Source organism: Ornithinimicrobium sp. CNJ-824 (genome assembly GCF_001942405.1).
GTDB lineage: Bacteria > Actinomycetota > Actinomycetes > Actinomycetales > Dermatophilaceae > Ornithinicoccus > Ornithinicoccus kibberensis.
In genome coordinates this window covers 396,545-423,391 of record NZ_MKKA01000011.1, presented here as the reverse complement: position 1 = coordinate 423,391, position 26,847 = coordinate 396,545, and the positions used below count along the sequence as shown (strand labels likewise).

Here is a 26,847-nt window from a genome sequence, read left to right as displayed (position 1 = left end):
CGCACCGGTCCCGGGTCGTCTTCGTCGCCTCCCCCGGCAACCCGACCGGCACCGTGGTGCCGCTGCGGGAGCTGGCCGCGCTGGCCGAGGAGCTGGCCGAGGAGGCCGTCGTGGTCGTCGACGAGGCCTACGGGGAGTACGCCGAGCAGCGCTCCGCCATCGCCCTGCTCGAGGAACGGCCGAACGTCGTCGTCCTGCGCACCCTGTCCAAGGCGCACGGCCTGGCCGGGGCCCGGATCGGCATCGGGCTGGCGCACCCCGACCTCGCCGCCGTGCTGCGACGGGTGCAGGCGCCCTACCCGGTGCCGGCGCCGGTCGCCGCGATGGGGCTCTCCGCGCTGGGGCCCGAGGCCCTGGCCGCCACCCGCCGCCGGGTGCAGCAGACCCTCCGGCTGCGCGACACCGCCGGACGCCGGCTCCGGGACGTCCCCGGCGTGCGGGCGGTCTACGCCAGCGACGCCAACTTCCTCCTCGTCCGGTCCGACGACCCGGACGCGCTGCTGCATACCCTCGCCTCGGCCGGGATCGTGGTCCGCGACCTGCGGCACCAGCCCGGCCTGCACGACGCCCTGCGGATCACCGTCGGCACCGCCGACGAGATGACCGCCCTCGACACCGCCCTCAGGGAGAACCTCGCATGAGCACCGCCCGTCCCCTCTGCCTCGTCGACCGCGACGGGACGATCATCGCCGAGCCGGACGACTTCCAGGTCGACGACCTGGCCAAACTGCGCCTGGTCGAGGGCGTGATCCCCGCGCTGCTGCGCATCCAGGCCGCCGGCTACGACCTGGTCATGGTGAGCAACCAGGACGGGCTGGGCACCGACGCCTTCCCGCAGGAGTCCTTCGACGGCCCGCACGAGTTGCTCCTGCAGATCCTCACCAGCCAGGGGATCCGGTTCCGCGAGGTGCTCCTCGACCCGCACCCGGCCGGGCCGGACGCCCCGTGGACCCGCAAGCCGGGCATCGGCATGGTCGTGCACCTCCTCAAGGACAAGGGGGTGGACTGGGAGCGCAGCGTCATGGTGGGCGACCGGGAGACCGACCGGCAGTTCGGCGACAACCTGGGCATCGCCACCTACCTGCTGCCCTCCGCCGCGACGCCGGAGGGCACCGCGACCACCAGCTGGGAGCAGATCGCCCACGCGCTCGCCGACCGGCCGCGGACCGCGCACGTGGACCGGAACACCGCCGAGACCCGGATCAGCGTCGACGTGGACCTGGACCGCCCCGGCGGGGCCGACGCCAGCACCGGGCTCGGGTTCCTCGACCACATGCTCGACCAGCTGGCCAAGCACGGCGGCTTCAGCATGACGGTCCGCTGCGACGGCGACCTGCACATCGACGACCACCACACGATCGAGGACGTCGCCCTGGCCGTCGGCGAGGCGGTCCGCACCGCCCTGGGGGACAAGCGCGGGATCGCCCGCTACGGCTTCACCCTGCCGATGGACGAGGCCCGGGCCAGCGCCTCGATCGACCTGTCCGGGCGGCCCTACTTCCGCTACGAGGGCAGCTTCACGCGGTCCCACGTCGGCGGCTTCCCCACCGAGATGGTCGAGCACTTCTGGCGCTCGTTCGCCGACGCGATGCGGTGCACGCTGCACCTGAGCGTCCTGGGGGACAACGCCCACCACCAGGTCGAGGTGGGGTTCAAGGCCGTCGCGCGGGCCCTGCGGATGGCGCTGGCCCGTCAGGGCGACGGCACCGAGCTGCCCTCCACCAAGGGCGTCCTGTGAGCACCGCCCCACGGGTCGCCCTCGTCGACGGGGGCGGCACCAACATCGGCTCGGTGAGCTACGCCCTGGAACGGCTGGGCGCCTCGACCCGGCTCACCGACGACCCCGCCGAGATCCTCGCCGCCGACCGGGTGGTCCTGCCCGGCGTGGGCGCCGCCGGGGCCGGCATGGCCCGGTTGCGGGCGGCCGGGCTGGAGGACCTGCTGCGTCAGGTGCAGGCCCCCCTGCTCGGCGTCTGCCTGGGGATGCAGCTGCTCTTCGACCGCTCGGCCGAGGACGGGGGCACGCCCACCCTGGGCCTGGTCCCCGGCGAGGTCGTGCCGATCCCCCCGGCGCCCGGCGTGCGGGTGCCGCACATGGGCTGGAACCGGCTGGACGACCTCGTCGAGGACCCGCTGCTGACCGGCATCACCCCCGGGGAGCGCGCCTACTTCGTGCACTCCTACGCCGCCCCCGTCGGCCCCGCCACCCTGGCCTCGACCACGCACGGCACCACCTTCTCGGCGGTCGTGCGCTCCGGGCTGCGCTGGGGCGCGCAGTTCCACCCGGAACGTTCAGGTCGGGTCGGGGCCCTCCTTCTGCGAAACTTCCTGCTGGAGGTCGACCGATGACGACCGGCCCCACCGACGACGTCCGGAGTGAGACAGCTGTGACCACCGCCCGCCCGTTCACCGTCTACCCGGCCATCGACGTCCGCGGCGGTGCCGTGGTCCGGCTCCTGCGCGGCGACTACGACCAGGAGACCCGCTACACCGACGACCCGGTCGCGGTGGCGGAGAACTACGCCCGCGGCGGGGCGCGCTGGCTGCACCTGGTCGACCTCGACGCCGCCCGCGCCGGCGGCTACACCCTGGAGCAGACCCTCACCCGCATCGTGGACACCACCGGCCTGATGGTCCAGACCGGCGGAGGGGTGCGCAGCGCCGACGACGTGCAGCGACTCCTGGACGCCGGCGCCACCCGGGTCGTGGTCGGGTCGCTGGCGGTGCGCGAGCCGCAGACGGTCTCCGGCTGGCTCGACCGCTTCGGCCCCGAGCAGCTCACCGTCGCCCTCGACACCCGCACCTCCGACGACGGCCGGTGGGTGCTGCCCGTGGCCGGCTGGACGTCCGTGGGGGAGCAGGACCTCATCACCTGCCTGCACCAGTACGACGGGACCGGCCTGCGGCACGTGCTGTGCACCGACATCGGCCGCGACGGGACCCTCTCCGGGCCCAACTTCCACCTCTACACCATGCTCACCCGCTCCGCCCCCGGGCTGCAGGTCCAGGCCTCGGGCGGCGCCCGCAACGTCGACGACGTCCGGGCCGCCCGCCGCACCGGCACCGCCGGGATCATCCTGGGCAAGGCCCTGCTGGAGGGCCGCCTCACGGTGGGCGAGGCCATCTCCGAGGAGGGACTGTGAGCACCACCCTGGCGCGCCGGGTCATCCCCTGCCTGGACGTGCGGGACGGGCGCGTCGTCAAGGGCACCCGGTTCCGCGACCACCGCGACATGGGCGACATCGTGCAGCTGGCCACCCGCTACGCAGCGGAGGGCGCTGACGAGCTGGTCTTCTACGACATCACCGCCAGCCCTCAGGGCCGACCGGTCGACGTCGAGTGGGTCCGCCGGGTGGCCCGCGCGATCGACATCCCGTTCTGCGTCGCGGGCGGCATCAGCTCGGTGGACACGGCCAGGGCGGTGCTGCACGCCGGGGCCGACAAGATCTCGGTCAACACCCCCGCGACCCAGCGGCCCGAGCTGGTCTCCGAGCTGGCCGCCGCCTTCGGGGTGCAGTGCGTCGTCGTCGGGGTGGACAGCCTGCGGGACGAGGACGACACCTGGCGGATCCGCCAGTTCACCGGGGACCCCGAGGCCACCCGCGCCCTGCCCGTCGGGACCCTCGACTGGGTGCGCCGGGTGCAGGAGCTCGGGGCCGGCGAGGTCGTGCTCAACTGCATGGGCTCGGACGGGGTGCGGTCGGGGTATGACGTGGAGCAGCTGGCCGCCGTGCGCGCCGTCTGCGACGTCCCCCTCGTCGCCAGCGGCGGGGCGGGTGCGGCCGAGCACTTCGTCGAGGTGTTCCGCGAGGCCGACGTCGACGGGGCGCTGGCCGCCACCGTCTTCCACGACGGCTCGCTGCCCATCCCGCAGCTCAAGCGCACCCTGGCGGCCGCCGGGGTCGAGGTGCGCCCCCCGGAGGAGGCGGCATGAGCACGGAGGAGACCGCATACCCCCTCGTGCTCGGGGGAGGCCTGCAGGTGGCGGACGTCGACTTCGCCAAGGCCGGCGGGCTCGTGCCCGGCGTGGTCCAGGACGCGCGCACGGCCGAGGTGCTCATGGTCGGGTTCCTCGACGCGGACGCGCTGGGGACGACGCTGCGCACCGGCCTGGCGACCTTCCGCAGCCGTAGCCGGGGCGGCCTGTGGACCAAGGGCGAGACCAGCGGCAACACCCTGCGGGTGGTGTCGGTCGACGTGGACTGCGACCGGGACACGCTGCTGATCCACGCGCTGCCGGCCGGTCCCACCTGCCACACCGGCGACCGCAGCTGCTTCGACGCCGCCCGCGGGCCGCGGGCCGCGGCGGAGGGTCCCGTTGACGCAGGGTCCGCTCACGGGACCGGGACCTTCCTGCCGGTGCTCGACGCGGTCGTGGCCAACCGGCGCGCCGCCCTGCCGGAGGGGTCCTACACGACCCGGCTGTTCACCGACGGCGTTCGCCGGATCGCCCAGAAGGTGGGGGAGGAGGGCGTGGAGACCGCCCTGGCCGGGGTCGTGCAGGACGACGAGGCGCTCCTCGGGGAGTCCGCCGACCTGCTCTACCACCTGATCGTGCTGCTCCGCGCGCGCGACCTGTCCCTCGCGGACGTCGAGGACGTCCTGCGCCGGCGGCACGGCTGACCCCTGCCGCCGGGCGACGTCAGCGACGGGTGCGCAGGCCCACCTGGGCCAGCTCGAGGTCGGCCAGCCGGCGCAGCAGCTCGGGGTCGCCGGACCGGAAGGCCGCGACCGGGTCGGGATGCACCTGCTGCAGCCGCCGCGGGTGCTGCCGGACCAGGGCGCGCAGGGCGAGCAGCTGCTGGGACTGCGGGTCGGAGACCTCGTGCCCCAGGGACGCCGCCCGTCGCACCCAGGACAGCCGCAGGAGCGCCCAGGCCAGGAGCACGAGCAGCACGGGGGTGCCGGCGGTGAGCAGCGAGACCACCCACGCGACGGTGCGGACCGAGGTCTCGAGCTGGTCCCCCGCACTGACCAGGTCCTCCCCGACGGCCGCGGCACCGGTGAAGGGCGCGTCCAGCTGGTCGCCGACCAGGGGGACCTGCCCGATGCGCCCGGCGATGTCCTCCATCCGCTCGCTCAGCCCGGTCCCGGCGCTGCGCAGGGGGACGGCCGGCCGGGCCAGCGTCTGGACGAGGTCGAAGACCCACCGGCCGAGCAGGATCCAGGCGACGGCCCAGGCCAGCACGAAGAGGTCGGCGGCCACCTGCCGCGCGCGGCGGGCGGGGGCGTCGGCGTAGAGGCGCATGCGCCCAGTGTCGCCCCGCCCGCGGCCGACGGGCCGCACCGACGGACCGGCGTGGCACAGTGACCGGATGAGCCCCCGCCCGGACGTGACCGAGGACCTGGTCGTCTCCGCCCGGGTCGTCGTGCCGGCGGCCGAGCTCCTCGAACGGTTCTCCCGCTCCTCCGGGCCGGGCGGGCAGGGGGTCAACACCGCCGACTCCCGGGTGGAGCTGAGCCTCGACGTGGCCGGCACGACCAGCCTTCCCCCCGACCTGCGCGCCCGGGCCACGGACCGCTGGGGCCCCGCCTCGTCGACGGGGTGCTGACGGTCGTCGCCGCCGAGCACCGGCGGCAGCTGGACAACCGGCGCGCCGCCCGCCGCCGGCTCGCCCAGGTGCTGCGGGAGGCCACCGCGCCGCCGGCCCGGCGCCGGCGGCCGACGCGGCCGACCCGGGGCTCGGTGGAGCGACGGCTGCGGGGCAAGGAGCAGCGCGCCCGCCTCAAGCGGACGCGCCGCCGGCCCGGATCCGGGGACCAGACGTGAGCGGGACGGGCCTGCGCCTGGCGGCCGACGGCTGGCTGGACCACCTACGGGTCGAGCGGGGTCGCTCGGAGCACACCCTGCGGGCCTACCGGCGGGACGTGGTCCGCTACCTCGACTTCCTCGCCGCACGAGGGATCACCTCGGCCGAGCAGGTGCGCGAGGAGCATGTCAGCGAGTTCCTGGCCCACCTGCGGGCCGGCGACGCCGACCACCCGCCGCTGGCTGCGACGTCGGCCGCCCGCGCCGTCGTCGCCGTCCGTGGGCTGCACACCTTCCTGGCGCTGGAGGGGGAGACCCCGGACGACCCGGCCCGGGAGGTCTCGCCCCCGACCCCGCCGCGCCGGCTGCCGTCGGCGCTGTCGGTGGACGAGGTCCACCGGCTGCTGCAGGCCGCCTCCGTCGGGGACACCCCGGCGGCGCTGCGCGACCGTGCCCTGCTCGAGGTCCTCTACGGCTGCGGGGCCCGGGTCGGGGAGACGGTCGCCCTCGACCTGGACGACCTGGAGCTGGGCCGGGCCGAGGACGGCACCGGGGGCGTCGTGCGGCTCTTCGGCAAGGGCCGCAAGGAACGGATCGTCCCCATGGGCCGCTACGCCCGGGCGTCGCTGGACGCCTGGCTCGTCCGGGGCCGCCCCGAGCTGGTGCGGACGGGGCGGGGCACCCCGGCGGTGTTCGTCAACGCGCGGGGCGGCCGGCTGTCGCGCCAGTCCGCCTGGACCGCTATCAAGACCGCCGCCGAACGGTCGGGCCTGGCATCCACGGTGAGCCCCCACACCCTGCGGCACTCCTTCGCCACCCACCTGCTCGACGGGGGGGCCGACGTCCGGGTGGTCCAGGAGCTCCTCGGGCACGCGTCGGTGACCACCACCCAGATCTACACGCACGTCTCCACCCAGCGGCTGCGGGAGGTCTACGCGCAGGCCCACCCCCGGGCACGCTCCGCCGCACGGCAGGAAGGGTAACTCTCGACCTCAGGTCGAGGTTCACCGACCGCCGCCCCGGGTCGCCGGCTCCGTTAGGGTCGGGGATGATCGGCGCGAGCCGACCCGACGCGAGCGAGGCTGGAGACCACACACGTGAACCGCGAGGCACACGCCACCTACGACCGCCTGCCCGGGACCGAGACGACCGGCGTGGGACAGGACGGCCCCACCGGTCGCCCGCTGCCCGACTTCCCCGTGCCGCCGCCGCTGGCCGGGCACGGCCCGGCCCGCATCATCGCCATGTGCAACCAGAAGGGCGGCGTCGGCAAGACGACCACGACGATCAACCTGGGGGCGGCGCTCGCCGAGTACGGCCGGCGGGTGCTCATGGTCGACTTCGACCCCCAGGGAGCGCTGTCGGTCGGCCTCGGGGTGCGCACCCACGACCTGGACGTGACCGTCTACAACCTGCTCGTCGAGCGGGGGCACGACGTGCGCGAGGTCATCCAGCCCACCACCGTCCAGGACGTCGACCTGCTGCCCGCCAACATCGACCTGTCGGCCGCCGAGGTCAAGCTGGTCGGCGAGGTGGCCCGCGAGCAGATCCTGGCCCGGGTGCTGCGGCCCGTGGTCGACGACTACGACGTCATCCTCATCGACTGCCAGCCCTCGCTGGGCCTGCTGACCGTGAACGCCCTCACGGCGGCGCACGGCGTGATCATCCCGCTGGAGTGCGAGTTCTTCGCCATGCGCGGCGTGGCCCTGCTCATCGAGACGATCGAGAAGATCACCGACCGGCTCAACCCGCGCCTGCAGGTCGACGGCATCCTGGCGACCATGTACGACGGGCGCACGCTGCACTCGCGCGAGGTGGTCCGCAGCGTCGTCGACCACTTCCAGGACACCGTCTTCCACACCGTGATCAGCCGCACCGTCAAGTTCCCCGACGCCACCCTGGCCGCCGAGCCGATCACCTCCTACGCCAGCACCCACTCCGGTGCCGAGGCCTACCGGCAGCTGGCGCGCGAGCTCGTGGCCCGCGGCGGCGCCCCCTGAGCCCGATGGCCGTGGAGCGGGCGCCCGCGGCACCGCCCGAGGCCACCCCCGGCGGGGTGCTCACCGGCTCACGGGGCAGCTTCGAGGTGCACCTCGACGTCTTCTCCGGGCCGTTCGAGCTGCTCCTGGGCCTGATCGCCAAGCATCGGCTCGACGTCACCGAGATCGCCCTGGCGTCGGTGACCGACGAGTTCGTGGCGCACCTGCGCGCGGCCCGGGAGGCCCAGGAGGACTGGGACCTGTCCCAGGCCAGCGAGTTCGTCGTCATCGCCGCGACGCTCCTGGACCTCAAGGCCGCCCGGCTGCTGCCCGGGGCCCGCGAGGACGACGAGGAGGACCTGGCGCTGATCGAGGCCCGGGACCTGCTCTTCGCCCGGCTGCTGCAGTACCGCGCCTTCAAGCAGGTGGCCGACGAGCTGCGGCTGCGGATGGCCGGCGCGGGACGCATCTACCCCCGCGACGTCGGCCTCGAGGACCGCTTCGCCACCCTGCTGCCCGAGGTCGTCCTCTCCGTCGGCCCCGAGCAGCTGGCGATGATCGCCGCACGGGCGATGATCCCCCGGCCACCGCCCGCGGTGGGGGTGGGCCACCTGCACGCGCCGCAGGTCTCCGTCCGCGAGCAGGCCTCGATCGTCGTGGCCCGCCTCCGCGAGCACGGGCAGGCCAGCTTCCGCGAGCTCGTCGCCGACGCCGACTCCACCCTCGTGGTCGTCGCCCGCTTTCTCGCGCTGCTGGAGCTCTTCCGCGACACCGTCGTCGCCCTGCACCAGGAGGAGGCCCTCGGCGAGATCGTCGTGCGCTGGACCGGTCCCGACGCGGGTACCGTCCAGGTGAGCGACGAGTTCGACGAGGACGACGACCCCGAGGAGGCGACGTGAGCGAGGAGGCCGTGCCGGACCGGGCCGACGACCCGGAGGAGCCTGCCCTCGACGTGGCGACCGTGCCCGGCGGTGCCCGGGCCGCCCTCGAGGCCGTCCTCATGGTGCTGGACGAGCCAGTGACCGAGGAGGCGCTGGCCACCGCCCTGCGGAGCACGGTCGAGGAGGTCGGCGGCCTCCTCGACACGCTCGCCCAGGAGTATGCGGTGCAGGAGCGCGGGTTCGTCCTGCGCCGCCTCGGGGGAGGGTGGCGGCTCTACACGCGGGCCGACCTCGCCCCGGTCGTCGAGGGCTTCCTGCTCGGGGGCCAGCAGGCCCGGCTCACCCAGGCCGCGCTGGAGACCCTGGCCGTGGTCGCCTACCGGCAACCGATCAGCCGGGCCCGCATCGGCGCGATCCGCGGCGTGAACGTCGACGGCGTGGTGCGTACCCTGCTCGCCAGGGGCATGGTGACCGAGGTGGGGCAGGACCCCACCGCGGGTGCGGTGCTCTACGGCACGACCGACCTTTTCCTGCAGAAGATGGGACTGGACTCCCTCGACGACCTGCCGGCCCTCGCGCCCTACCTGCCCTCGGCAGAGGTGCTCGAGGAGCTGGCGGCGGAAGGACTGGCATGAACGACGACAGAAGGGGCCGCGGCGGCGGCCGCCAGGGCGGCCGCGGCGGACCCGGCGGTCCCCGACGCGGTGGCGGCGGCAACGCCGGCCCCCGGCAGGCGGGCGGGTCCCGGCCCCCACGGGGCCGACGGCCCCAGCCCCAGCGGGCGGCCACGCCGGACCTCGACGTGCACGACCCGGACGGCGTCCGGCTGCAGAAGCTGCTGGCCGCGGCCGGGTTCGGCAGCCGACGGGCGTGCGAGAAGCTCATCGAGCAGGGCCGGGTCGCGGTCGACGGGCAGGTCGTCACCGAGCTGGGCGTGCGGGTCTCCCCGGCCACCCAGGTGGTGCACGTCGACGGCGACCGCGTCATCCTCGACACCGACAAGGTCTACCTGGCGTTCAACAAGCCGGCCGGCGTGGTGTCCACGATGCACGACGAGGAGGGGCGACCCTGCCTGGCCGACTACGTCGGCCAGCTGTCCACCCGGCTGTTCCACGTCGGCCGCCTCGACGTCGACACCGAGGGGCTGCTGCTGCTGACCAACGACGGCGACCTGGCGCACCGCCTCCAGCACCCCGCCTACGGGGTGCCCAAGACCTACGTGGCCCAGGTGCACGGGCTCGTGGCCAAGGACGTCGGCCGCCGGCTGCGGGAGGGGGTCGAGCTCGACGACGGCGTCGCCCGGGCGGACTCCTTCCGTCTGGTCGACAACGTGCCCGGTCACTCGATCGTGGAGATCGTGCTGCACGAGGGCCGCAAGCACATCGTCCGGCGGATGATGGAGACCGTCGGCTACCCGGTGGAGATGCTCTCCCGGGTGCAGGTCGGGCCGGTCCGGCTCGCGGAGCTGCGCCCCGGCCGCTACCGGGCCCTGTCCGCCGAGGAGGTCGCCCAGCTCTACCGCGCGGCCGGGCTCTGAGGTCCGACCTGCGAGACGTCCCACCCGTCGTCGGCGACCGCGCGGGCGAGATCCTGCCGCACCTGCGCATGCTCCCGCCACCGGGTCCGGAACGGGGTTCCTTCCCCCGTCGGGATGCCCAGCCGGCGGGCCGCCCCGACGAGGACCCGTTCCTCGTGCTCCTCGTCGAGGGCGGCCGCACCGACCGCCTTGACGTCGACGAGGTCGCCCACCGCCGAGTCCACCACGGCCGCCAGTCCCGCGGGCAGTCCCTCGCCGGGGCGGCTGCGCAGCAGGTGCGCGGCGTCGGCCAGCAGGAGCGTGGCCAGCGCGGGGGAGCGTTGCGGGTCGGCGCTGTGGAAGTAGCGCAGCACCGGGAAGGCCCGCTGCTGGGCCGCGACCTGCGAGACGTCCCCGGCCAGCCCGGCCAGGTAGGGCCCGGCCCAGCTGCCCGGGTCCTCGCCCAGGCGGCGGGCGACGGTCTCGGGGTCCTCGCCCAGGGCGAAGACCGAGGACGCCGTGGTCCGGCGCTGCAGGGCCGCCGAGATGACGGAGACGAGGTAGGAGACGGCCAGGGTGAGCAGGGTCGTGGCCACGAAGGTCAGCGCACCGGTGACGAACGTCCACGGGGGACCGGCCGGCACGTAGTCGCCGTAGCCCAGCCCGGTCAGCGCCACCGGGACGTAGTAGGCCAGGTCGAGGGGCCCGGCGGGGACCCGTCCCGTGGCCAGCACGACCGACCCCGGCGCGGCCCGCAGCACCAGCCAGGTGCCCAGGACCAGCCCCGCGAACCACAGCACGATGGTCAGGATCGTGATCGCCGGACCCGCCACCGCGAGGAGCGGGTGGATCCGCCGGCGCCGGTGGACCGCCAGCAGGGCCCGCCATGTCGGTTGGGACCACGCGTGGGTCAGGGGTCCGGGACCGTCGATCCGCAGGATCGTCACGAACGCGTCCCACACGACGAGGACGACGAGGGACCAGCCGAGCACGCTGAGCAGCACCGTCACCGGTCCAGTGTCCCGCGCCGCGGCCTGCGACCGGGGAGGACACCCCGGCAGCCGTTAGGCTGGACGGGTGCCCCAGACCCCCATGACGATCGCCGTCGACGGACCCAGCGGGTCCGGCAAGTCCTCGGTGTCCCGCGCCGTGGCCCGGGAGCTGGGGCTGGGCTACCTGGACACCGGGGCCATGTACCGGGCCCTGGCCTGGTGGTGCCTGGACCAGCAGGTGGACCTGTCCGACGACGTCGCGGTGGCGCGGGCGGCGGCCGACCTGCCGCTGACCATCTCCACCGACCCCGACGCCCCGCACGTGCGCGTGGGGGACGTCGACGTCACCGACGCGATCCGGGAGGACCGCATCACCGGGCAGGTCTCGGCGGTGGCCACCAACCTGGACGTCCGTGCCGAGCTGCGCCGCCGGCAGCGGCGGATCATCGAGGAGCAGCGCAGCACGACCGGCGGCGTGGTCGCCGAGGGCCGCGACCTCACCACCGTCGTCGCCCCGGACGCCGAGCTGCGGGTGCTGCTCACCGCCTCCGAGGAGGCCCGGCTGGCCCGGCGCGCGACCGAGCGCCACGGTGCCGCGGACGCCGTCACCCTGGCCGCCACCCGTGACCTGGTGCTCCGGCGCGACCGGGAGGACTCCACCGTGTCGGCCTTCCTGGAGGCCACCGACGGCGTGGCGACCGTGGACACCTCGGCCCTGACCTTCGAGGAGGTCGTGGCCGCCCTGCTGGCGCTGGCGCGTGGCGAGGTCCGCCCGGACGCCGCGGCCGGCACACCCCATACCCCCTGAACCCCCGAGGAGAGACCGACATGAGCCTTCCCCCCCGACCCCAGCGAGAAGCTGGCCGCCTACGCCCACCCCGAGCGGCTCGTGACGACCACCTGGCTGGCCGAGCACCTCGGTGACGACGGGCTGGTGGTGCTCGAGTCCGACGAGGACGTGCTGCTCTACGACACCGGCCACGTCCCCGGCGCCCTCAAGCTCGACTGGCACACCGACCTCAACGACCCGCTGACCCGCGACTACGTCGACGGCGAGCGCTTCGCCCAGGTCATGGGCGAGCGCGGCGTCGGTCGCGACACCACCGTGGTGATCTACGGCGACAAGTCCAACTGGTGGGCCGCCTACGCCCTGTGGGTGATGACCCTGTTCGGCCACGAGGACGTGCGCCTGCTCGACGGCGGGCGGGCAGCCTGGATCGCCGAGGGGCGTGAGCTGACCACCGACGTGCCCCAGGTGGAGCCGGTCGACTACCCGGTCGTGGAGCGGGACGACTCGCAGGTGCGGGCCTTCCGGGAGGACGTGCTCGCCCACCTGGGCGGCCCGCTCGTCGACGTGCGCAGCCCGGGGGAGTACTCCGGCGAGCTGCTGCACATGCCCGACTACCCGCAGGAGGGGGCCATGCGCGGCGGGCACATCCCCGGGGCCCGGTCGGTCCCCTGGGCCAGGGCCGCGAACGAGGACGGCACCTTCAAGGCACGCGAGGAGCTGGAGGCGATCTACCTGGCCGAGCAGGGCCTGGACCCCGCCGAGGAGACGGTCGCCTACTGCCGGATCGGCGAGCGGTCCAGCCACACCTGGTTCGTCCTGACCCACCTGCTGGGCTTCGAGAAGGTCCGCAACTACGACGGCAGCTGGACCGAGTGGGGCAACGCCGTGGGCGTGCCGGTGGAGCGCTGAGATGGGCACCACCGACGACGTGCGCGCCGACCTCCCGGCCGCGATGACCAACCTGGCCGAGGACTTCCACGCGGTGACCGAGCGGGAGCGCCTGCAGCTGCTCCTCGAGCTGAGCCACGAGCTGCCCGACCTGCCCGAACGCTACGCCGGCCGGCTGGACCAGATGGAGCGCGTCGACGAGTGCCAGTCGCCGCTCTTCCTCGCGGTCGAGGTCGCCGACGACGAGGCCCGTACCGTGTCGCTCTTCTTCGACGCGCCGGCCGAGGCGCCGACCACCCGCGGGTTCGCCGGGATCCTCCACGAGGGTCTGGACGGTCTGCCTGCCGAGGAGGTCCTGGCGGTGCCCGACGACGCGCCCTACCGCTTCGGTCTGGCCGAGGCCGTCTCCCCGCTGCGCATGCGCGGCATGGTGGGGATGCTCGGCCGCATCAAGCGTCAGGTGCGGCTGCGCAGCGAGGCCCTGACCGCCGGCGGCGGGGCATGACCTACCCCGGGCCGGCCGGGCACGGGGCCGGGGAGGACGAGGTCGAGGTCGAGTGGACCGGGGGGCGTGATCCGGGGGCCGCCGATGCGGCGGACGACCTGGAGGACGACGGCTCCGACCGGATGGCGGAGGCCCTGCGCGCCGGCCTGGAGGACTTCGAGCTCTCCGAGGAGGACCTCTCGCTCGTGGACTCGGAGGGCCCCTCCGAGGAGGACGACGAGGAGGCCGTGCGCCCCGTCTTGGCGGTCGTCGGTCGGCCCAACGTCGGCAAGTCGAGCCTGGTCAACCGGATCCTGGGCCGTCGCGAGGCGGTCGTCGAGGACGTCCCGGGCGTGACCCGGGACCGGGTCGCCTACGACGCCGAGTGGTCCGGCCGCCGGTTCACCGTGGTCGACACCGGCGGCTGGGAGGTCGACGCGAGCGGGATCCACCTGCGGGTGGCCGAGCAGGCCGAGGTCGCCGTGGAGCTGGCGGACGCGGTCCTGTTCGTCGTGGACGCCACCGTGGGAGCCACCGACACCGACGAGCAGGTCGTCCGGCTGCTGCGGCGGTCGGGCAAGCCGGTGGTCCTCGTCGCCAACAAGGTGGACGACCAGCGGCAGGAGGCGGACGCCGCCGCCCTGTGGTCCCTGGGCCTGGGGCAGCCGTGGCCGGTCTCGGCCCTGCACGGGCGCGGCTCGGGCGACGTGCTCGACGCGTTGCTTGACGTCCTGCCGGAGAAGACGTCCGTCGCCGGTGCCTACGCCCGGGGCGGTCCCCGACGGGTGGCCCTCCTGGGCCGGCCCAACGTGGGCAAGTCCTCGTTGCTCAACCGGCTCGCCGGCAGCGAGCGGGTCGTCGTCGACGCCGTCGCCGGCACCACCCGGGACCCCGTCGACGAGCTCGTCGAGCTCGGAGGCAAGGTCTGGCGGTTCGTGGACACCGCCGGCATCCGCCGGCGGGTGCACCAGACCCGCGGCGCCGACTTCTACGCCTCCCTGCGCACCCAGACGGCGCTGGAGAAGGCCGAGGTGGCCGTGGTGCTCATCGACGTCTCCGAGCCCATCGCCGAGCAGGACATCCGCGTGGTCCAGCAGGTGGTGGACTCCGGCCGGGCCCTGGTCATCGGCTACAACAAGTGGGACCTGCTCGACGAGGAACGCCGCCACTACCTGGAACGGGAGATCGAGCGCGAGCTGGTGCAGATCCAGTGGGCGCCCCGGGTCAACCTGTCCGCCTCGACCGGACGCAACGTCGCCCGGCTCGTGCCGGCGCTGGAGACGGCGCTGGCCTCCTGGGACCGCCGGGTGCCCACCGGGCGTCTCAACGCCTTCCTCGGGGAGGTCGTCGCGGCCCACCCGCACCCCGTGCGCGGGGGCAAGCAGCCCCGCATCCTGTTCGCCACCCAGGCCGGCACCCGGCCGCCCACCTTCGTGGTGTTCGCCTCGGGGTTCATCGAGCACGGCTACCGCCGGTTCCTGGAACGCCGGATCCGCGAGGAGTTCGGCTTCGAGGGCACCCCGATCGAGATCTCGGTGCGGGTCCGGGAACGGCGCGGCCGGCGTTGACCCCGGCCGGCGGGAGGCACCGGCCGGGCGCCGCCACGGATTCGTGGGCGGGGCCGGCCATGGGCTAAGGTGATCCTCGCCCGCACGGGCCTCGGGCTGTGGCGCAGCTTGGTAGCGCACTTGACTGGGGGTCAAGGGGTCGCAGGTTCAAATCCTGTCAGCCCGACCGAGAGGCAGTACGCCGGAGGGGCGGTCCCGCACGACGGGACCGCCCCTCCGGCGTCGGGCATGCGGTCCCCGCGGCGGTGCGCCGGGGCCGGCGGCCGGCCCGCCCTAGACTGCACCCATGAGGGAAGGAACGGGGGAGGCCCCATGAGGGAAGGAACGGGGGAGGGCCGGCACGACCAGCGGGTCCTGCCGGTGACCGACCGGCTCCTCACCGTGCCCAACGTGCTGAGCATCGTGCGGCTGCTGGGTCTGCCGGTGTTCATCTGGCTGCTGGTCTCCGGCCACCTCGTCTGGGCGGCCGCGGTCCTGGTGGCGTCCGGGTTCACCGACTACCTCGACGGCAAGATCGCCCGTCGCTACGGGCTGGTGAGCCGACTGGGGCAGCTGCTCGACCCCATCGCCGACCGGCTCTACATCGCGGTCACCCTGCTCAGCCTCGCCGGGACGGGGGTCATCGGCTGGTGGCTGGTCGCCGTGCTGGTGGCCCGGGACGCCTTCATCCTGGCCATGTACCCCCTCGTGCGCCGCCACCACCTGCCCATCCCCTCGGTCGACTTCGTGGGCAAGGCGGCCACCTTCAACCTGCTGGGGGCCTTCCCCCTCCTGCTCCTCGGCCACGTCCCCGGGTGGTGGACGGTGCCGGCGCTGGCCACCGGCTGGGCGTTGGCCTGGTGGGGCGTTGGCCTGTACTGGGTGACCGGGCTGGTCTACGCCGCCCAGGTCCGCGGCATGATGGCCCAGCGCCGGGTGCTGGAGGCGGCCGGATGAGGATCCCGCGCCGGGGCACGGCCCGGCCCGACCCCAATCCCGCCGCGTCGATGGCGCTCCTGGACGAGGTGCTGGACCCTCCGCTCGGGCCGGGCTACCACTCCGCCGCGGAGCGTCGGACGGAGGCCGGGCTACCGCCGTCGTCGGGGTACTCCACCTGGCTGCTCTTCGCGACCGCCCTGGTGCTGGGGCTGCTCGTCACCGTCTCGGCGGGGACCCTGCGCACGCCGGACCCCGCCGCGGCCGAGACCCGGGCGTCCCTCATCGCACGGATCGAGACGCTGCAGGAGGCCGGCGACGACCAGCGTGCCCGGATCGAGGCGCTGCGCACCGACATCCTCGAGCTGGAGCAGCAGCGGGCGAGCGTGGACGAGGGGCCCGACGCGGGGGCTGAGGTGGCCGCGGCGGGCACCGCCGTGGGTGCCACGGCCGTGCGCGGGCCGGGTGTCGTGGTGCTGCTCGAGGACGCGACCACCCGGGTGGACGCGGCCCCCGGCGACGAGGGGCCGCCCGAGAGGGTCAACGCCCGGGACATCCAGCTCGTCGTCAACGGCCTGTGGGCCGCGGGGGCCGAGGCGGTCTCGGTCAACGGCCACCGGCTGACCTCCATGTCCGCGATCCGGCACGCGGGGGAGGCCGTGGTCGTGGACTTCCGGAGCCTGGCACCCCCCTACGAGGTGCGGGCCATCGGCGACCCCGAGACGTTGCTGCGCGAGGCCACCACCGGGGTGACCGGCGCCTACCTCGGCCAGCTGCGCGCCCAGCTGGGGATCCGCTCCGACGTCGCCGCGGAGGCCGAGGTCGTGGTCGACCCGGCCGCGCGGCTGACCACCCGGGTGGGGCAGGTCCCCGCCCTGCCGCCCACCGCCGAGGAGGACGCATGATCCCGCTCATCGGACTGGTCCTGGGCGTGCTGCTCGGGCTGGTCGTCAGCCCGGAGGTCCCCGTCTGGCTCCAGCCCTACCTGCCCATCGCCGTGATCGCCGCCCTCGACGCCGTGTTCGGTGCCACCCGGGCGGCGCTCGAGGGCATCTTCAACGACCGCGTCTTCGTCATCTCGATCCTGTCGAACGTCGTCGTCGCCGGCCTCATCGTCTTCCTGGGCAACCAGCTCGGTGTCGGGGCCCAGCTCTCCACCGGCGTCGTCGTGGTGCTGGGGCTGCGCATCTTCTCCAACGTCGCCGCCATCCGGCGCCATCTCCTGGGTGCCTGATGCCCGGGACACCGCGACCCCGGGGGGCGCTGGAGCGGATCCGACGGCGAGCCGGCCACGACCCCACGCCCGAGCAGGCCCGTCGCCGGCTCCGGGCGATCACCTCGCTGCGGCTCGCCCCCGGCCAGGTCGTCGCGGCCGTGATCACCGCCCTGCTCGGCGTCGCCCTGGTCGCCCAGGTGCGCGCCCAGGACGAGGCCGGGCTGAGCCAGCTGCGCGAGAGCGAGCTCGTCGCCCTGCTCGACGACGTCTCGGGCCGGGTGGACGACCTGCAGCAGGAGGTCCTGGAGCTGGAGGCCGACCGTCGCCGGCTGGAGGGTCAGCAGGGCGACGTGGCCGCCGCGGAGGCTGCCCGTGAGCGGCTGCAGTCCTACGCGATCCTGGCCGGGACGGCGCCCGTGACGGGCCCCGGCATCTCGGTCATCGTCGACGACCCCGACGGAGGGATGACCCAGACGATGCTCCTGGACGCCATCCAGGAGCTGCGCGACGCCGGGGCCGAGGCGATCCAGGTCGGGTCGGTCCGGGTCGTGGCCTCCAGCCACGTCGGCGTGGCCGAGGGTGCCGGAGGCGGATCGGTGACGCTGGACGGCGCGGTGCTCGTCCCCCCGTTCCGCATCGTGGCCGTCGGGGAGCCCGACACGCTCGCCGGGGGGCTGGCCATCCCCGGCGGCTTCCTCGACAGCCTGCGGGGGGCGGGCGCCACCGTCCAGGTCGTGGAGGGGGACGAGGTGCTCGTCGACGCGGTCCGGCCCACCCCGGACCTCCGGTGGGCCGAGCCGGTGCCCGCGACCCCCTCCTCGTAGGGTAGAAAAGGGACACACACCACCGACGGGCGCAGCGGCGCACCCGCCCAGACCGAGGAGAGCGATGAGCACCTTGCAGTATCCGGACGACCTTCGGTACACCACCGACCACGAGTGGGTCCGTGACATGGGCGAGGGCGTGGTCCGCATCGGCATCACCGCCTACGCGCAGGACGCGCTGGGGGACGTCGTCTACGTCTCCCTGCCCACGGTGGGCGACACCGTCGCCGTGGGCGACGCCGTGGGGGAGGTGGAGTCCACCAAGTCGGTCAGCGACATCTACGCCCCCGTCGCCGGCGAGGTCACCGGCGTCAACGACGGCCTCGACGGGACCCCGGAGCTGCTCAACACCGACACGTACGGCGACGGCTGGATGTACGAGGTCCGGGTCGACGACCCGGCCGTCCTGGAGAGCCTCCTGGACGCGTCCGCCTACCAGGCCACGCTCGACTGAGACCGCCCGGGCGTCCTGGACGCCCTGCACTAGAGTGGGTGACCGGTGGCCGACCACGTCGGGCACCGGTCCCTCTCGTCCCCGGACCACCGCGCACCACCAGGAAGGTCACATCCCGTGAGCGACCGCGACCGTGAGCACCACGACTTCGGCACCGACCCCGCCACGGCGCGTCTCCCCGGGGGAGCGGAGCTGCCGTCGGCGGACTACACCTTCGACGACGAGGCCCCCCGGCTCTCCCCGGACGACCAGCGCACCGTCGACGCCCTCCGTCCCGGGACGGCCCTGCTGATCGTGCTGCGCGGACCGAACGCGGGCGCCCGGTTCCTCCTGGACGCGGACGAGGTCAGCTCCGGGCGGCATCCCAGCAGCGACATCTTCCTCGACGACGTCACGGTGTCCCGGCGGCACGCCGTCTTTGCCCGTGAGGGCGACGGGTACCTCGTGCGGGACGTGGGATCCCTCAACGGCACCTACGTCAACCGGGAGCGCATCGACGAGTCCGTGCTGCACCAGGGGGACGAGGTGCAGATCGGCAAGTTCCGGCTGGTCTACTACCGCAGCCGCTCGTGACCTCGGCGGCACGGGCCGACGCGGCCCCCGAGGGGGTGTCCATCGGTGCGGTCCTGCGGGAGCTGCAGGGCGACTTCCCCGACCTGACGATCTCCAAGATCCGCTACCTGGAGACCGAGGGCCTCATCTCCCCGGAGCGCAGGCGTCCGGCTACCGGCTCTTCACCCCTGCGGACGTCGCCCGCCTGCGGTTCGTCCTGACCGCCCAGCGGGACCGCTTCTGGCCGCTGAAGGTCATCAAGGACGCCCTGGACCGGCTGGACCGGGGTCTGGACGTGCCCGGGCTGACCGACGGCGCCACGCCCCGCCCCGGGGAGGACGCCCCGGGCGTCCCCGTAGGGCACGCCGACGCGGCGCCGCACGCACCCGCCGCCACCGGCGACGAGCGGCCCGTCCCGCCCGTCGCCGACCTGAGCGCCGCCGCCCTGTGCGGCGGCGTGCGGTACGGCTGACCCCGCTCGAGCTGCGTGAGCGGACCGGGCTCGACCGCGGCGCCTACGGCCACCTGGTCGCCTTCGGGCTGCTGCGCACCGACGCGTCAGGTCGGCACCACGCCGACGACCTGGACGTGGCGACCGCGGCGTCGGCCCTGGCGCGCTACGGGCTCGAGGCCCGCCACCTGCGTGCCTTCCGGGTCGGCGCCGACCGGGAGATCGGGCTGGCCCAGCAGATCCTCGAACCGCTCCGGCGGCGCCGCGCGAGGGGCGCGGAAGGGCCCGACCCCGCCCAGGCGGAGGCCGAGCTGCTCTCCACGATGCTGGCGCTGCACGTCGCCCTCGTGCGCTCGGGGCTCGCCCGCGGGCACTGACGGGCCGCACGGGTCCCCCCGGCGGAGTACCGTGGGTGGGGTGAAGGAGCTCGACGTCCTCGGAGTGCGGGTGGAGATGCCCACCAACAGCCCCATCGTGCTGCTGCGTGAGCGCGACGGCCAGCGGTACGTCCCGATCTGGATCGGTGCCCCCGAGGCCACCGCGATCGCCTACGCCCAGCAGGGGGTCGAGCCGCCCCGGCCGCTCACCCACGACCTCATGGTCGACGTGGTGGAGGCGCTCGGCCGACGTCTGGAGCAGGTCCACGTCACCACGGTGGAGAACGGCACCTTCTACGCCGAGCTGCACTTCGACGGGGGCACCGTGGTCTCGGCCCGGCCCTCGGACGCGATCGCGCTGGCCCTGCGGACGGCCACCTCCATCCTGGCCCCGGAGGAGCTGCTCGACGAGGTGGGCATCACCATGGCGGTCGAGGAGGAGGACGAGGTGGAGCGTTTCCGCGAGTTCCTCGACAACGTCTCGGCCGAGGACTTCGAGGAGTGAGCGCCCCACGGCCCTTCGGGGCGGTCCTCGGCGCGTCGGTCGTTGACCGGGCACCCCGGGACACCTACGGTCGGGGTGTGCACACGGTGCACACGAGTCACACCACTCACACATCCGAGGAGGACCGGTGAGCGCTGGCGCAGACCCCGGCACCGAGGCCGGGTCCGGCCGGGACGGACGCCCGTCCCAGGGCGTGCTCTTCACCGGCGACGTCCCCGCCCTGGACGAGACCATCGGCTTCCGCGGCCCGACGGCCTGCGGCGCCGCCGGGGTGACCTACCGCCAGCTGGACTACTGGGCACGGACGGGGCTGCTGGAGCCGTCGGTGCGCAACCCCAGCGGCTCGGGCACGCAGCGGCTCTACAGCTTCCGGGACATCCTCGTCCTGAAGATCATCAAGCGGCTCCTCGACACCGGGGTCTCGCTGCAGCAGATCCGGGTCGCGGTCAACGCCCTGCGCGAGCGGGGGGTCGAGGACCTGGCCCGGATCACCCTCATGAGCGACGGTGCCAGCGTCTACGAGTGCACCAGCGACGACGAGGTCATCGACCTCGTCCGCGGCGGCCAGGGTGTCTTCGGCATCGCCGTGGGCAGCGTCTGGCGCGAGGTCGAGGGGCAGCTGGCCCAGCTGCCCGGCGAACGCGCCGACGACCCGGTGGCCCACCACCCGGGCGACGAGCTCTCCGCCCGCCGGAGGGCCCGCCGCACCTCCTGACCGCGCCGCCCCCTCCGGCGCCGCACGCGCCGAGGTGGCCGCCGGGCTGCTAGATTGACGGTGCCGTCGACGCCGCGCGGGAGAGTCCCCACGCCGGTCGTGGGGCGCCGAAGGGGCAATCTCCCCGACAAGCTCTCAGGCGCCAGGACCGCGCGGACCAGGCAACTCTGGAACGTCCGCGACGCCGCGGGCGGACAGAGGGGGAGGGCCACTGCCCCCCTGCCCCGAGGAGCACGACGATGAGCACCCAGACCACCCCCACGCCGGCGGGCCGGACCACCACAGTCACCACCGACGACGCCCGCCCGCTGGGACCGGACACGCTGTCCGACTTCGTGTCCCGGCACGTCGGTCCCCGGCCCGAGGAGATCGAGCACATGCTGGAGGTCCTCGGGCACGACAGCCTCGAGGCGCTCGTCGACGCGGCCGTCCCCCCCGCGATCCGGTCCGCCGACCCCCTGTCCATCCAGGCGGCGCCCAGCGAGCAGGCCGTCATCGCCGAGCTGCGCGAGCTGGCCTCGCGCAACCGGGTGCTCACCTCGATGATCGGGCTGGGCTACTACGGCACCCAGACCCCGCCGGTCGTCAAGCGCAACATCCTGGAGAACCCGGCCTGGTACACCGCCTACACCCCCTACCAGCCCGAGATCTCCCAGGGCCGGCTCGAGGCCCTGCTCAACTTCCAGACCATGGTCAGCGACCTCACCGGCCTGCCCGTCGCCGGGGCCTCCCTCCTGGACGAGGGCACCGCGGCCGCGGAGGCGGTCGCGCTCATGCGGCGCAACAGCAAGGTGGCCCAGGACGCGGTCCTGCTCGTCGACGAGCACCTGCTCCCGCAGACGCTGGGCGTGCTGACCACCCGCGCCACCCCGCTGGGCATCGAGGTGGTCCCCGCCGACCTGGAGCAGGTCACCGACGCGACCGCCCTGCGTGCGGCCGCGGGGGACCGCGACGTCTTCGGCGTCGTCGTCCAGTACCCCGGAGCCGACGGCCAGGTGCGCGACTGGCGCGCGGTGGCCGAGGCGGCGCACGAGGTCGGGGCGCTGGTCACCGTGGCGGCCGACCTGCTCGCCCTCACCCTGATGACGCCCCCCGGCGAGTGGGGCGCCGACGTCGCCGTCGGCACCACGCAGCGCTTCGGGGTGCCGATGGGCTTCGGCGGCCCGCACGCGGGCTACCTGAGCATCCGGTCCGGCCTGGAGCGGTCCCTGCCCGGTCGCCTCGTGGGGGTGAGCCGGGACGCCGACGGCGACCCGGCATACCGCCTCGCCCTGCAAACCCGGGAGCAGCACATCCGCCGGGAGAAGGCCACCTCCAACATCACCACCGCCCAGGTGCTCCTGGCCGTCATGGCCGGGATGTATGCGGTGTGGCACGGTCCGGAGGGACTGCGCCGCATCGCGCTGGAGACGCACGCCAAGGCCCGCGCGCTGGCCGGTGCGCTCACCGCCGGCGGGCTGACGCTGAAGGTCGACCGCTACTTCGACACCCTGACCGTCGCCGTCCCCGGCCGGGCCGACGAGGTCCTGGCCGCGGCCCTGAAGCAGGGGATCAACCTGTGGCGGGTGGACGAGGACACGATCCTGCTGTCCACCGACGAGATGACCACGCTGGCCGACCTGCAGGCCGTCGCCGGCGCCTTCGGCGTCGAGGGCCCCTCGGCGGTCGACGCGGTCCCGGCCCCCGACTGGGACGCCCTCGTGCGCACCGAGGAGCAGGTCTACCTGACCCACCCGGTGTTCAACACCTACCGCAGCGAGACCGCGATGCTGCGCTACATCCGCAGCCTGGCCGACAAGGACTTCGCGCTCGACCGCGGGATGATCCCGCTGGGCTCGTGCACGATGAAGCTCAACGCCACCACCGAGATGGAGCCCATCACCTGGCCGGAGTTCGGTGCGCTGCACCCCTTCGCCCCGGCCGACCAGGCCGAGGGCACCCACGAGCTCGTCCGTCAGCTCTCCGCGTGGCTGTGCGAGATCACCGGCTACGACGAGGTCTCCCTCCAGCCCAACGCCGGCTCGCAGGGCGAGTTCGCGGGGCTCCTGGCCATCCGCAAGTACCACGAGGCGCAGGGCGACCACCAGCGCACCGTCTGCCTCATCCCCTCCAGCGCGCACGGGACCAACGCCGCGAGCGCGTCATGGCCGGCCTGACGGTGGTCGTGGTCAAGAGCACGTCCGAGGGCGAGGTCGACCTGGAGGACCTGCGGAGCAAGGTGGACAAGCACCGCGACGAGCTCGCCGCGATCATGATCACCTACCCCTCGACGCACGGCGTCTACGAGGGCACCATCACCGAGCTGTGCCAGCTGGTGCACGACGCCGGCGGACAGGTCTACCTCGACGGCGCCAACCTCAACGCGCTGATGGGGATCGCCAAGCCGGGCGAGTTCGGCAGCGACGTCTCCCACCTGAACCTGCACAAGACCTTCACCATCCCCCACGGGGGCGGCGGACCCGGGGTGGGCCCGATCGGGGTGCGCTCCCACCTGGCCCCCTACCTGCCCAACCACCCGGTCGCCGACGGCGCAGGGCCCGGGACGGGCGTGGGGCCCATCTCCGCCGCACCCTACGGCTCGGCCAGCATCCTGCCGATCTCCTGGGCCTACATCCGGCTGGTCGGCGGAGCCGGGCTGACCCGGTCCTCGCAGGTCGCGGTGCTCAACGCCAACTACGTCGCCGCCCGGCTGCACGAGCACTTCCCGGTGCTCTACACCGGCGCCGCCGGACTCGTCGCGCACGAGTGCATCCTCGACCTGCGCAGCCTGACCAAGGAGACGGGCGTCACCGTCGACGACGTCGCCAAGCGCCTCATCGACTACGGCTTCCACGCCCCCACGATGTCGTTCCCCGTCTCGGGGACCCTCATGGTCGAGCCGACCGAGTCCGAGGACCAGGACGAGCTGGACCGCTTCGTCGAGGCGATGATCGCCATCCGCCGGGAGATGGACGACGCGGCCCGGGACGGCGTCGAGGACAGCGTCCTGCGCAACGCCCCGCACACAGCGCTGTCCCTGGCCGGGGAGTGGCCCCACGCCTACGACCGGATGAGCGCCGCCTACCCGCCGGGGGTGGACCCCGGCCGCAAGTACTGGCCCCCGGTGCGACGCATCGACGGCGTCTACGGCGACCGCAACCTGGTCGCCTCCCGCCCCCTGCCCGCGCACCCCGAGGACTGAGCACCGGCCCGTCCGTCCGCCGCAGGTCAGGCGGACGGACGGGCGGGTGCGCCCACCCTCGCCAACGGGCCCTCGGTGTGCTTGGATCGACGCATGGGCCAGGAAGTGAGCCAGGCGGACTTCACCCGTGAGCAGCGCCTGCGGTTCCGCGAGAAGGTGCGGACCGACCTCGTCGTCTTCGAGCGGATGCTCGAGGGCAGCCGGTTCGACTTCACCCGCCCGCTCATGGGCCTGGAGATCGAGCTCAACCTCCTGGACGGGCAGACGCTGGCCCCGGCGATGATCAACCGGGAGGTCCTGGCCGACCTGGGCGAGGAGGACTTCCAGACCGAGGTCGCCCGCTACAACATCGAGATGAACGTGCCGCCCCGGCCCATGGCCGGCGACCAGGCCGTCCGCCTGGACCGCTTCCTCACCCAGGCGCTGCGACGCGCCGGGGACGCCGCCCGCGCCCACGGCGCCCGCGTCGCCGAGGTCGGCATCCTGCCCACGCTGACCGCCGAGCTGTTCGACGAGCCGTGGATCTCCGAGGGGGTGCGCTACCAGGGCCTCAACGACTCGCTGCTGCGGGAGCGCGGCGAGGGCATGGAGCTGGAGATCGAGGGCCCGACGGGGGAGCGGGTCTCCAGCTACCACGACACGATCGGGCCGCTGTCGGGGTGCACGTCGGTCCAGCTGCACCAGCAGGTCACCCCGCAGGACTTCCCGGTCTACTGGAACGCGGCGTCGGTGATCTCCAGCCTGCAGGTCGCCATGGGGGCCAACTCGCCCTACCTCTTCGGTCGCCGGCTGTGGGCCGAGACCCGCATCCCGCTGTTCACCCAGATGGTCGACACCCGGTCGGTGGAGCTGAAGTACCAGGGGGTGCGCCCCCGGGCCTACTTCGGCAACAACTGGATCACCTCCATCTTCGACCTCTTCGAGGAGAACGTCCGCTCCTTCCCCGCCCTGCTGCCCGAGACCTCCGAGGAGGACAGCATGGCCGTCCTCGAGGCCGGCGGGGTGCCCGAGCTGAAGGACCTCAAGCTGCACAACGGGACGGTCTGGCGCTGGAACCGCCCGATCTACGACACCAGCCAGGGCGTGCCCCACCTGCGGGTGGAGAACCGGGTGCTACCGGCCGGCCCGTCCGTCGTGGACACGGTGGCCAACGCGTGCTTCTACTACGGCCTGCTGGAGGCCGCCACGACGAGCGGCCGCCCCATCTGGACGAAGATGGCCTTCCGGACCGCCGAGCAGAACTTCGTGGACGCGGCCAAGCACGGCATCGACTCGGTGCACAGCTGGCCCGGGCTGGGCACCCTGCCGGTCACCGAGCTGGTGGCCGACCACCTGCTCAGCGTCGCCGACGACGGCCTGGCGGCGCTGGGGCTGCGGCGCGAGGTGCGCAGCCACTACCTGTCCGTCATCGAGGGACGGTGCCGGACCCGGACCAACGGCGCCAGCTGGCAGATCGCCGTCACCGAGGCCTACGAGACGGCCGGCCGCTCCCGCGAGGAGGCGCTGCGGGAGATGTTCGCCCACTACCTGGACAACTCCGAGGAGAACGCACCCGTGCACACCTGGCCCGTTCCCCAGCCCGCGGCCAGCTCCGGCACGGAGGAGGACCGTGGCTGACGACACCGTGCGCTCGGTCGCCCTCACCCGGACCGGGCCGGCGACCTTCGAGGCGACCAACGCCCGGGGCGGCACCCTCCCCGTGACCTCCGGGGGCAGCGGCAGCAGCGACTTCACCCCGGTCGAGCTGCTGCTCGTGGGGGTGGCCGGCTGCTCCGGCATCGACATCGACCTGCTGACCTCCCGGCTGGCCGAGCCGGAGGACTTCCGCATCTCGGCGTCCGCCGAGAAGGTCCGCGACGGCGAGGGCAACCACCTCGGCCCGGTCACCGTGACCGTGGAGGTGACCTTCCCGCAGGGGGAGCGCGGCGACGCCGCCCGCGAACGGCTCCCCGACGCGGTCGCCAAGTCGCGGGACCGTCTGTGCACGGTCTCCCGCACCGTCCAGCTGCCCACCCCGGTCGACTTCGAGATCACCTCCGGCTGACCGGCCCCCCCGGGCGCGGGCTACTCCTTGGACGTCTCCTGCGTCGGCGAGGCCACCGGTGCGCTGCCGCCGGACGGGCCGGCGTCGTCGGGGTGCAACGGCGCGGTGTGCAGGTGACCCGCCTCCCGCAGCTGCTCCTGGACCACGTGCGCCCCCTTGATCCCCATGAGGGCCCGCGGGTGGATCGGTTGCCCGGCCCGCAGCACCGAGATCCGGCCGTTGGGCTCCAGCACCGCCAGCGCCACCTGCGAGGGGTGGCTGATCCCGGCCTGCCGCATCGAGCTCCACAGCACCGGCATCGTCAGCCCGTAGTGGGTCAGGCTGTCGGTCCGCACCCGTCCGTCGACGGCCAGCACCACCGCACGGCCGCGCTGCCCGCCAGGGAGCTGGGGCAGGGGCGGCAGCGGCAGGCGCCGCAGCCCCCGGAACACCAGCTCCAGGCCGGCCAGGGTCCCCAGCGCGACCAGGCCGCCGGCCAGCGTCGGCACGTGGCCCATGGTCGCCCGCCCCACGATCGCGCCCAGCACGGTCACGACAGCCAGGTCCAGGGACCGGGGGCTGGACCACAGCCGCTGGCCCCACAGTCGCAGGACCGCGCCGAAGACGAAGTACACCGTCACCGTGCTGATGAGGACGGCCAGCGCGCCGGCGGGCGTGATGCCCAGGTAGTACCAGAGGTCCGTGCTCATGGCAGCCCATGGTGGCACCTCGGCGACCCGCAGCGGGGGCGCAGCGCGGGGGCGACGGACAAACGGGTGGCGGGCGT

31 protein-coding genes, 1 tRNA gene, 2 pseudogenes and 1 riboswitch are annotated in these 26,847 nt (G+C 74.0%); of the genes and pseudogenes, 31 read left to right on the top strand and 3 right to left on the bottom strand.

What is annotated here, in order from left to right; all coding sequences use genetic code 11:
• The first annotated feature begins 53 nt into the window (after positions 1 to 53).
• The 6 genes from BJF81_RS20285 to hisIE are packed head-to-tail and all read left to right on the top strand — an operon-like array spanning position 54 to position 4,623.
• Positions 54 to 641: an aminotransferase class I/II-fold pyridoxal phosphate-dependent enzyme gene (locus BJF81_RS20285; RefSeq protein ID WP_269087312.1), complete on the top strand. Its 588-nt coding sequence runs from the start codon at positions 54 to 56 to the stop codon at positions 639 to 641.
• Complete coding sequence (gene hisB / locus BJF81_RS06475; RefSeq protein WP_075957588.1) at positions 638 to 1,738, top strand: bifunctional histidinol-phosphatase/imidazoleglycerol-phosphate dehydratase HisB; 1,101 nt, start codon at positions 638 to 640, stop codon at positions 1,736 to 1,738. The genes BJF81_RS20285 and hisB overlap by 4 nt, the downstream gene beginning before the upstream one ends.
• A complete protein-coding gene (gene hisH / locus BJF81_RS06470) occupies positions 1,735 to 2,349 on the top strand; it encodes an imidazole glycerol phosphate synthase subunit HisH (RefSeq protein WP_075957587.1) in 615 nt (204 codons plus the stop codon). Before hisB ends, hisH begins: the two co-directional genes overlap by 4 nt.
• Positions 2,346 to 3,143, top strand: coding sequence for a 1-(5-phosphoribosyl)-5-[(5-phosphoribosylamino)methylideneamino]imidazole-4-carboxamide isomerase (gene hisA, locus BJF81_RS06465; protein WP_075957586.1), 798 nt, complete (start codon positions 2,346 to 2,348; stop codon positions 3,141 to 3,143). Before hisH ends, hisA begins: the two co-directional genes overlap by 4 nt.
• Positions 3,140 to 3,934, top strand: coding sequence for an imidazole glycerol phosphate synthase subunit HisF (gene hisF, locus BJF81_RS06460; protein WP_141339302.1), 795 nt, complete (start codon positions 3,140 to 3,142; stop codon positions 3,932 to 3,934). The genes hisA and hisF overlap by 4 nt, the downstream gene beginning before the upstream one ends.
• Positions 3,931 to 4,623 (top strand): bifunctional phosphoribosyl-AMP cyclohydrolase/phosphoribosyl-ATP diphosphatase HisIE, encoded by a 693-nt coding sequence (gene hisIE, locus BJF81_RS06455; RefSeq protein WP_075957585.1) that lies wholly within the window; start codon positions 3,931 to 3,933, stop codon positions 4,621 to 4,623. The genes hisF and hisIE overlap by 4 nt, the downstream gene beginning before the upstream one ends.
• A gap of 19 nt (positions 4,624 to 4,642) precedes the next feature.
• On the opposite strand, the gene BJF81_RS06450 is transcribed toward hisIE, so the two are convergent.
• A complete protein-coding gene (locus BJF81_RS06450; RefSeq protein WP_075957665.1) occupies positions 4,643 to 5,248 on the bottom strand; it encodes a hypothetical protein in 606 nt (201 codons plus the stop codon).
• A 67-nt stretch (positions 5,249 to 5,315) separates the two neighbouring features.
• Here BJF81_RS06450 and arfB point away from each other — a divergent pair.
• From arfB to BJF81_RS06420, 6 genes and pseudogenes are all read left to right on the top strand, one after another.
• A pseudogene (gene arfB, locus BJF81_RS06445) lies at positions 5,316 to 5,770 on the top strand (alternative ribosome rescue aminoacyl-tRNA hydrolase ArfB).
• Positions 5,767 to 6,732 (top strand): site-specific tyrosine recombinase XerD, encoded by a 966-nt coding sequence (xerD, locus tag BJF81_RS06440; RefSeq protein WP_075957584.1) that lies wholly within the window; start codon positions 5,767 to 5,769, stop codon positions 6,730 to 6,732. Before arfB ends, xerD begins: the two are co-directional and overlap by 4 nt.
• A gap of 147 nt (positions 6,733 to 6,879) precedes the next feature.
• Entirely contained in the window at positions 6,880 to 7,749 is an 870-nt protein-coding gene (locus BJF81_RS06435; RefSeq protein ID WP_202817441.1) for a ParA family protein, read from the top strand.
• 5 nt (positions 7,750 to 7,754) lie between these two features.
• Positions 7,755 to 8,627, top strand: a complete 873-nt coding sequence (locus BJF81_RS06430; protein WP_075957582.1) for a segregation and condensation protein A — start codon at positions 7,755 to 7,757, stop codon at positions 8,625 to 8,627.
• Positions 8,624 to 9,244, top strand: a complete 621-nt coding sequence (gene scpB / locus BJF81_RS06425) for an SMC-Scp complex subunit ScpB (RefSeq protein ID WP_075957581.1) — start codon at positions 8,624 to 8,626, stop codon at positions 9,242 to 9,244. Before BJF81_RS06430 ends, scpB begins: the two co-directional genes overlap by 4 nt.
• On the top strand, positions 9,241 to 10,146 hold the full coding sequence (locus BJF81_RS06420) for a pseudouridine synthase (RefSeq protein WP_075957580.1): 906 nt from the start codon (positions 9,241 to 9,243) through the stop codon (positions 10,144 to 10,146). Before scpB ends, BJF81_RS06420 begins: the two co-directional genes overlap by 4 nt.
• Here the strand turns inward: BJF81_RS06420 and BJF81_RS06415 are convergent.
• Positions 10,125 to 11,135, bottom strand: a complete 1,011-nt coding sequence (locus tag BJF81_RS06415) for a potassium channel family protein (protein WP_075957579.1) — start codon at positions 11,133 to 11,135, stop codon at positions 10,125 to 10,127. The genes BJF81_RS06420 and BJF81_RS06415 overlap by 22 nt on opposite strands.
• A gap of 67 nt (positions 11,136 to 11,202) precedes the next feature.
• Between BJF81_RS06415 and cmk the strand changes: the two genes are divergently transcribed.
• The 19 genes and pseudogenes from cmk (at position 11,203) to BJF81_RS06330 (ending at position 26,081) form a co-directional block, all read left to right on the top strand.
• Positions 11,203 to 11,925 (top strand): (d)CMP kinase, encoded by a 723-nt coding sequence (cmk, locus tag BJF81_RS06410; RefSeq protein ID WP_237770060.1) that lies wholly within the window; start codon positions 11,203 to 11,205, stop codon positions 11,923 to 11,925.
• A gap of 81 nt (positions 11,926 to 12,006) precedes the next feature.
• Positions 12,007 to 12,816 (top strand): sulfurtransferase, encoded by an 810-nt coding sequence (locus BJF81_RS06405; protein WP_237770059.1) that lies wholly within the window; start codon positions 12,007 to 12,009, stop codon positions 12,814 to 12,816.
• 1 nt (position 12,817) lies between these two features.
• Positions 12,818 to 13,300 carry a SufE family protein gene (locus tag BJF81_RS06400; protein ID WP_075957577.1) on the top strand — a complete coding sequence of 161 codons (483 nt, stop codon included), beginning with the start codon at positions 12,818 to 12,820 and terminating at the stop codon, positions 13,298 to 13,300.
• A 122-nt stretch (positions 13,301 to 13,422) separates the two neighbouring features.
• Positions 13,423 to 14,847: a ribosome biogenesis GTPase Der gene (der, locus tag BJF81_RS06395; protein WP_237770075.1), complete on the top strand. Its 1,425-nt coding sequence runs from the start codon at positions 13,423 to 13,425 to the stop codon at positions 14,845 to 14,847.
• Between the two features lie 92 nt (positions 14,848 to 14,939).
• Positions 14,940 to 15,013 (top strand) — tRNA-Pro (locus tag BJF81_RS06390).
• Between the two features lie 146 nt (positions 15,014 to 15,159).
• A complete protein-coding gene (locus BJF81_RS06385) occupies positions 15,160 to 15,783 on the top strand; it encodes a CDP-alcohol phosphatidyltransferase family protein (protein WP_075957576.1) in 624 nt (207 codons plus the stop codon).
• Entirely contained in the window at positions 15,780 to 16,667 is an 888-nt protein-coding gene (locus BJF81_RS06380; protein WP_075957575.1) for a DUF881 domain-containing protein, read from the top strand. Before BJF81_RS06385 ends, BJF81_RS06380 begins: the two co-directional genes overlap by 4 nt.
• On the top strand, positions 16,664 to 16,996 hold the full coding sequence (locus BJF81_RS06375) for a small basic family protein (RefSeq protein WP_075957574.1): 333 nt from the start codon (positions 16,664 to 16,666) through the stop codon (positions 16,994 to 16,996). The genes BJF81_RS06380 and BJF81_RS06375 overlap by 4 nt, the downstream gene beginning before the upstream one ends.
• On the top strand, positions 16,996 to 17,802 hold the full coding sequence (locus tag BJF81_RS06370; protein WP_083664026.1) for a DUF881 domain-containing protein: 807 nt from the start codon (positions 16,996 to 16,998) through the stop codon (positions 17,800 to 17,802). The genes BJF81_RS06375 and BJF81_RS06370 overlap by 1 nt, the downstream gene beginning before the upstream one ends.
• 64 nt (positions 17,803 to 17,866) lie before the next feature.
• Positions 17,867 to 18,256 carry a glycine cleavage system protein GcvH gene (gene gcvH / locus BJF81_RS06365; protein ID WP_075957573.1) on the top strand — a complete coding sequence of 130 codons (390 nt, stop codon included), beginning with the start codon at positions 17,867 to 17,869 and terminating at the stop codon, positions 18,254 to 18,256.
• A gap of 117 nt (positions 18,257 to 18,373) precedes the next feature.
• Entirely contained in the window at positions 18,374 to 18,829 is a 456-nt protein-coding gene (locus tag BJF81_RS06360) for an FHA domain-containing protein (RefSeq protein WP_075957572.1), read from the top strand.
• A complete protein-coding gene (locus BJF81_RS19280) occupies positions 18,826 to 19,029 on the top strand; it encodes a hypothetical protein (protein ID WP_342447084.1) in 204 nt (67 codons plus the stop codon). The genes BJF81_RS06360 and BJF81_RS19280 overlap by 4 nt, the downstream gene beginning before the upstream one ends.
• A gap of 74 nt (positions 19,030 to 19,103) precedes the next feature.
• On the top strand, positions 19,104 to 19,280 hold the full coding sequence (locus BJF81_RS19275; RefSeq protein ID WP_237770078.1) for a hypothetical protein: 177 nt from the start codon (positions 19,104 to 19,106) through the stop codon (positions 19,278 to 19,280).
• Positions 19,256 to 19,636, top strand: a complete 381-nt coding sequence (locus BJF81_RS18320; RefSeq protein ID WP_187345498.1) for a hypothetical protein — start codon at positions 19,256 to 19,258, stop codon at positions 19,634 to 19,636. The genes BJF81_RS19275 and BJF81_RS18320 overlap by 25 nt, the downstream gene beginning before the upstream one ends.
• 40 nt (positions 19,637 to 19,676) lie before the next feature.
• The gene (locus tag BJF81_RS06350; RefSeq protein WP_075957571.1) at positions 19,677 to 20,141 is read left to right on the top strand and encodes a bifunctional nuclease family protein; all 465 of its coding nucleotides are present in this window, start codon (positions 19,677 to 19,679) and stop codon (positions 20,139 to 20,141) included.
• A gap of 127 nt (positions 20,142 to 20,268) precedes the next feature.
• Positions 20,269 to 20,856 (top strand): MerR family transcriptional regulator, encoded by a 588-nt coding sequence (locus tag BJF81_RS06345; protein ID WP_075957570.1) that lies wholly within the window; start codon positions 20,269 to 20,271, stop codon positions 20,854 to 20,856.
• 67 nt (positions 20,857 to 20,923) lie between these two features.
• A riboswitch (glycine riboswitch) is annotated at positions 20,924 to 21,017 on the top strand.
• Between the two features lie 78 nt (positions 21,018 to 21,095).
• Positions 21,096 to 24,037, top strand: a pseudogene (gene gcvP / locus BJF81_RS06340) (aminomethyl-transferring glycine dehydrogenase).
• Positions 24,038 to 24,130: 93 nt separating this feature from the next.
• Complete coding sequence (locus BJF81_RS06335; protein WP_075957569.1) at positions 24,131 to 25,654, top strand: glutamate--cysteine ligase; 1,524 nt, start codon at positions 24,131 to 24,133, stop codon at positions 25,652 to 25,654.
• Positions 25,647 to 26,081, top strand: a complete 435-nt coding sequence (locus tag BJF81_RS06330; RefSeq protein ID WP_075957568.1) for an OsmC family protein — start codon at positions 25,647 to 25,649, stop codon at positions 26,079 to 26,081. The genes BJF81_RS06335 and BJF81_RS06330 overlap by 8 nt, the downstream gene beginning before the upstream one ends.
• A 20-nt stretch (positions 26,082 to 26,101) precedes the next feature.
• On the opposite strand, the gene BJF81_RS06325 is transcribed toward BJF81_RS06330, so the two are convergent.
• On the bottom strand, positions 26,102 to 26,770 hold the full coding sequence (locus BJF81_RS06325) for a DUF421 domain-containing protein (RefSeq protein ID WP_075957567.1): 669 nt from the start codon (positions 26,768 to 26,770) through the stop codon (positions 26,102 to 26,104).
• Positions 26,771 to 26,847 lie beyond the last annotated feature (77 nt).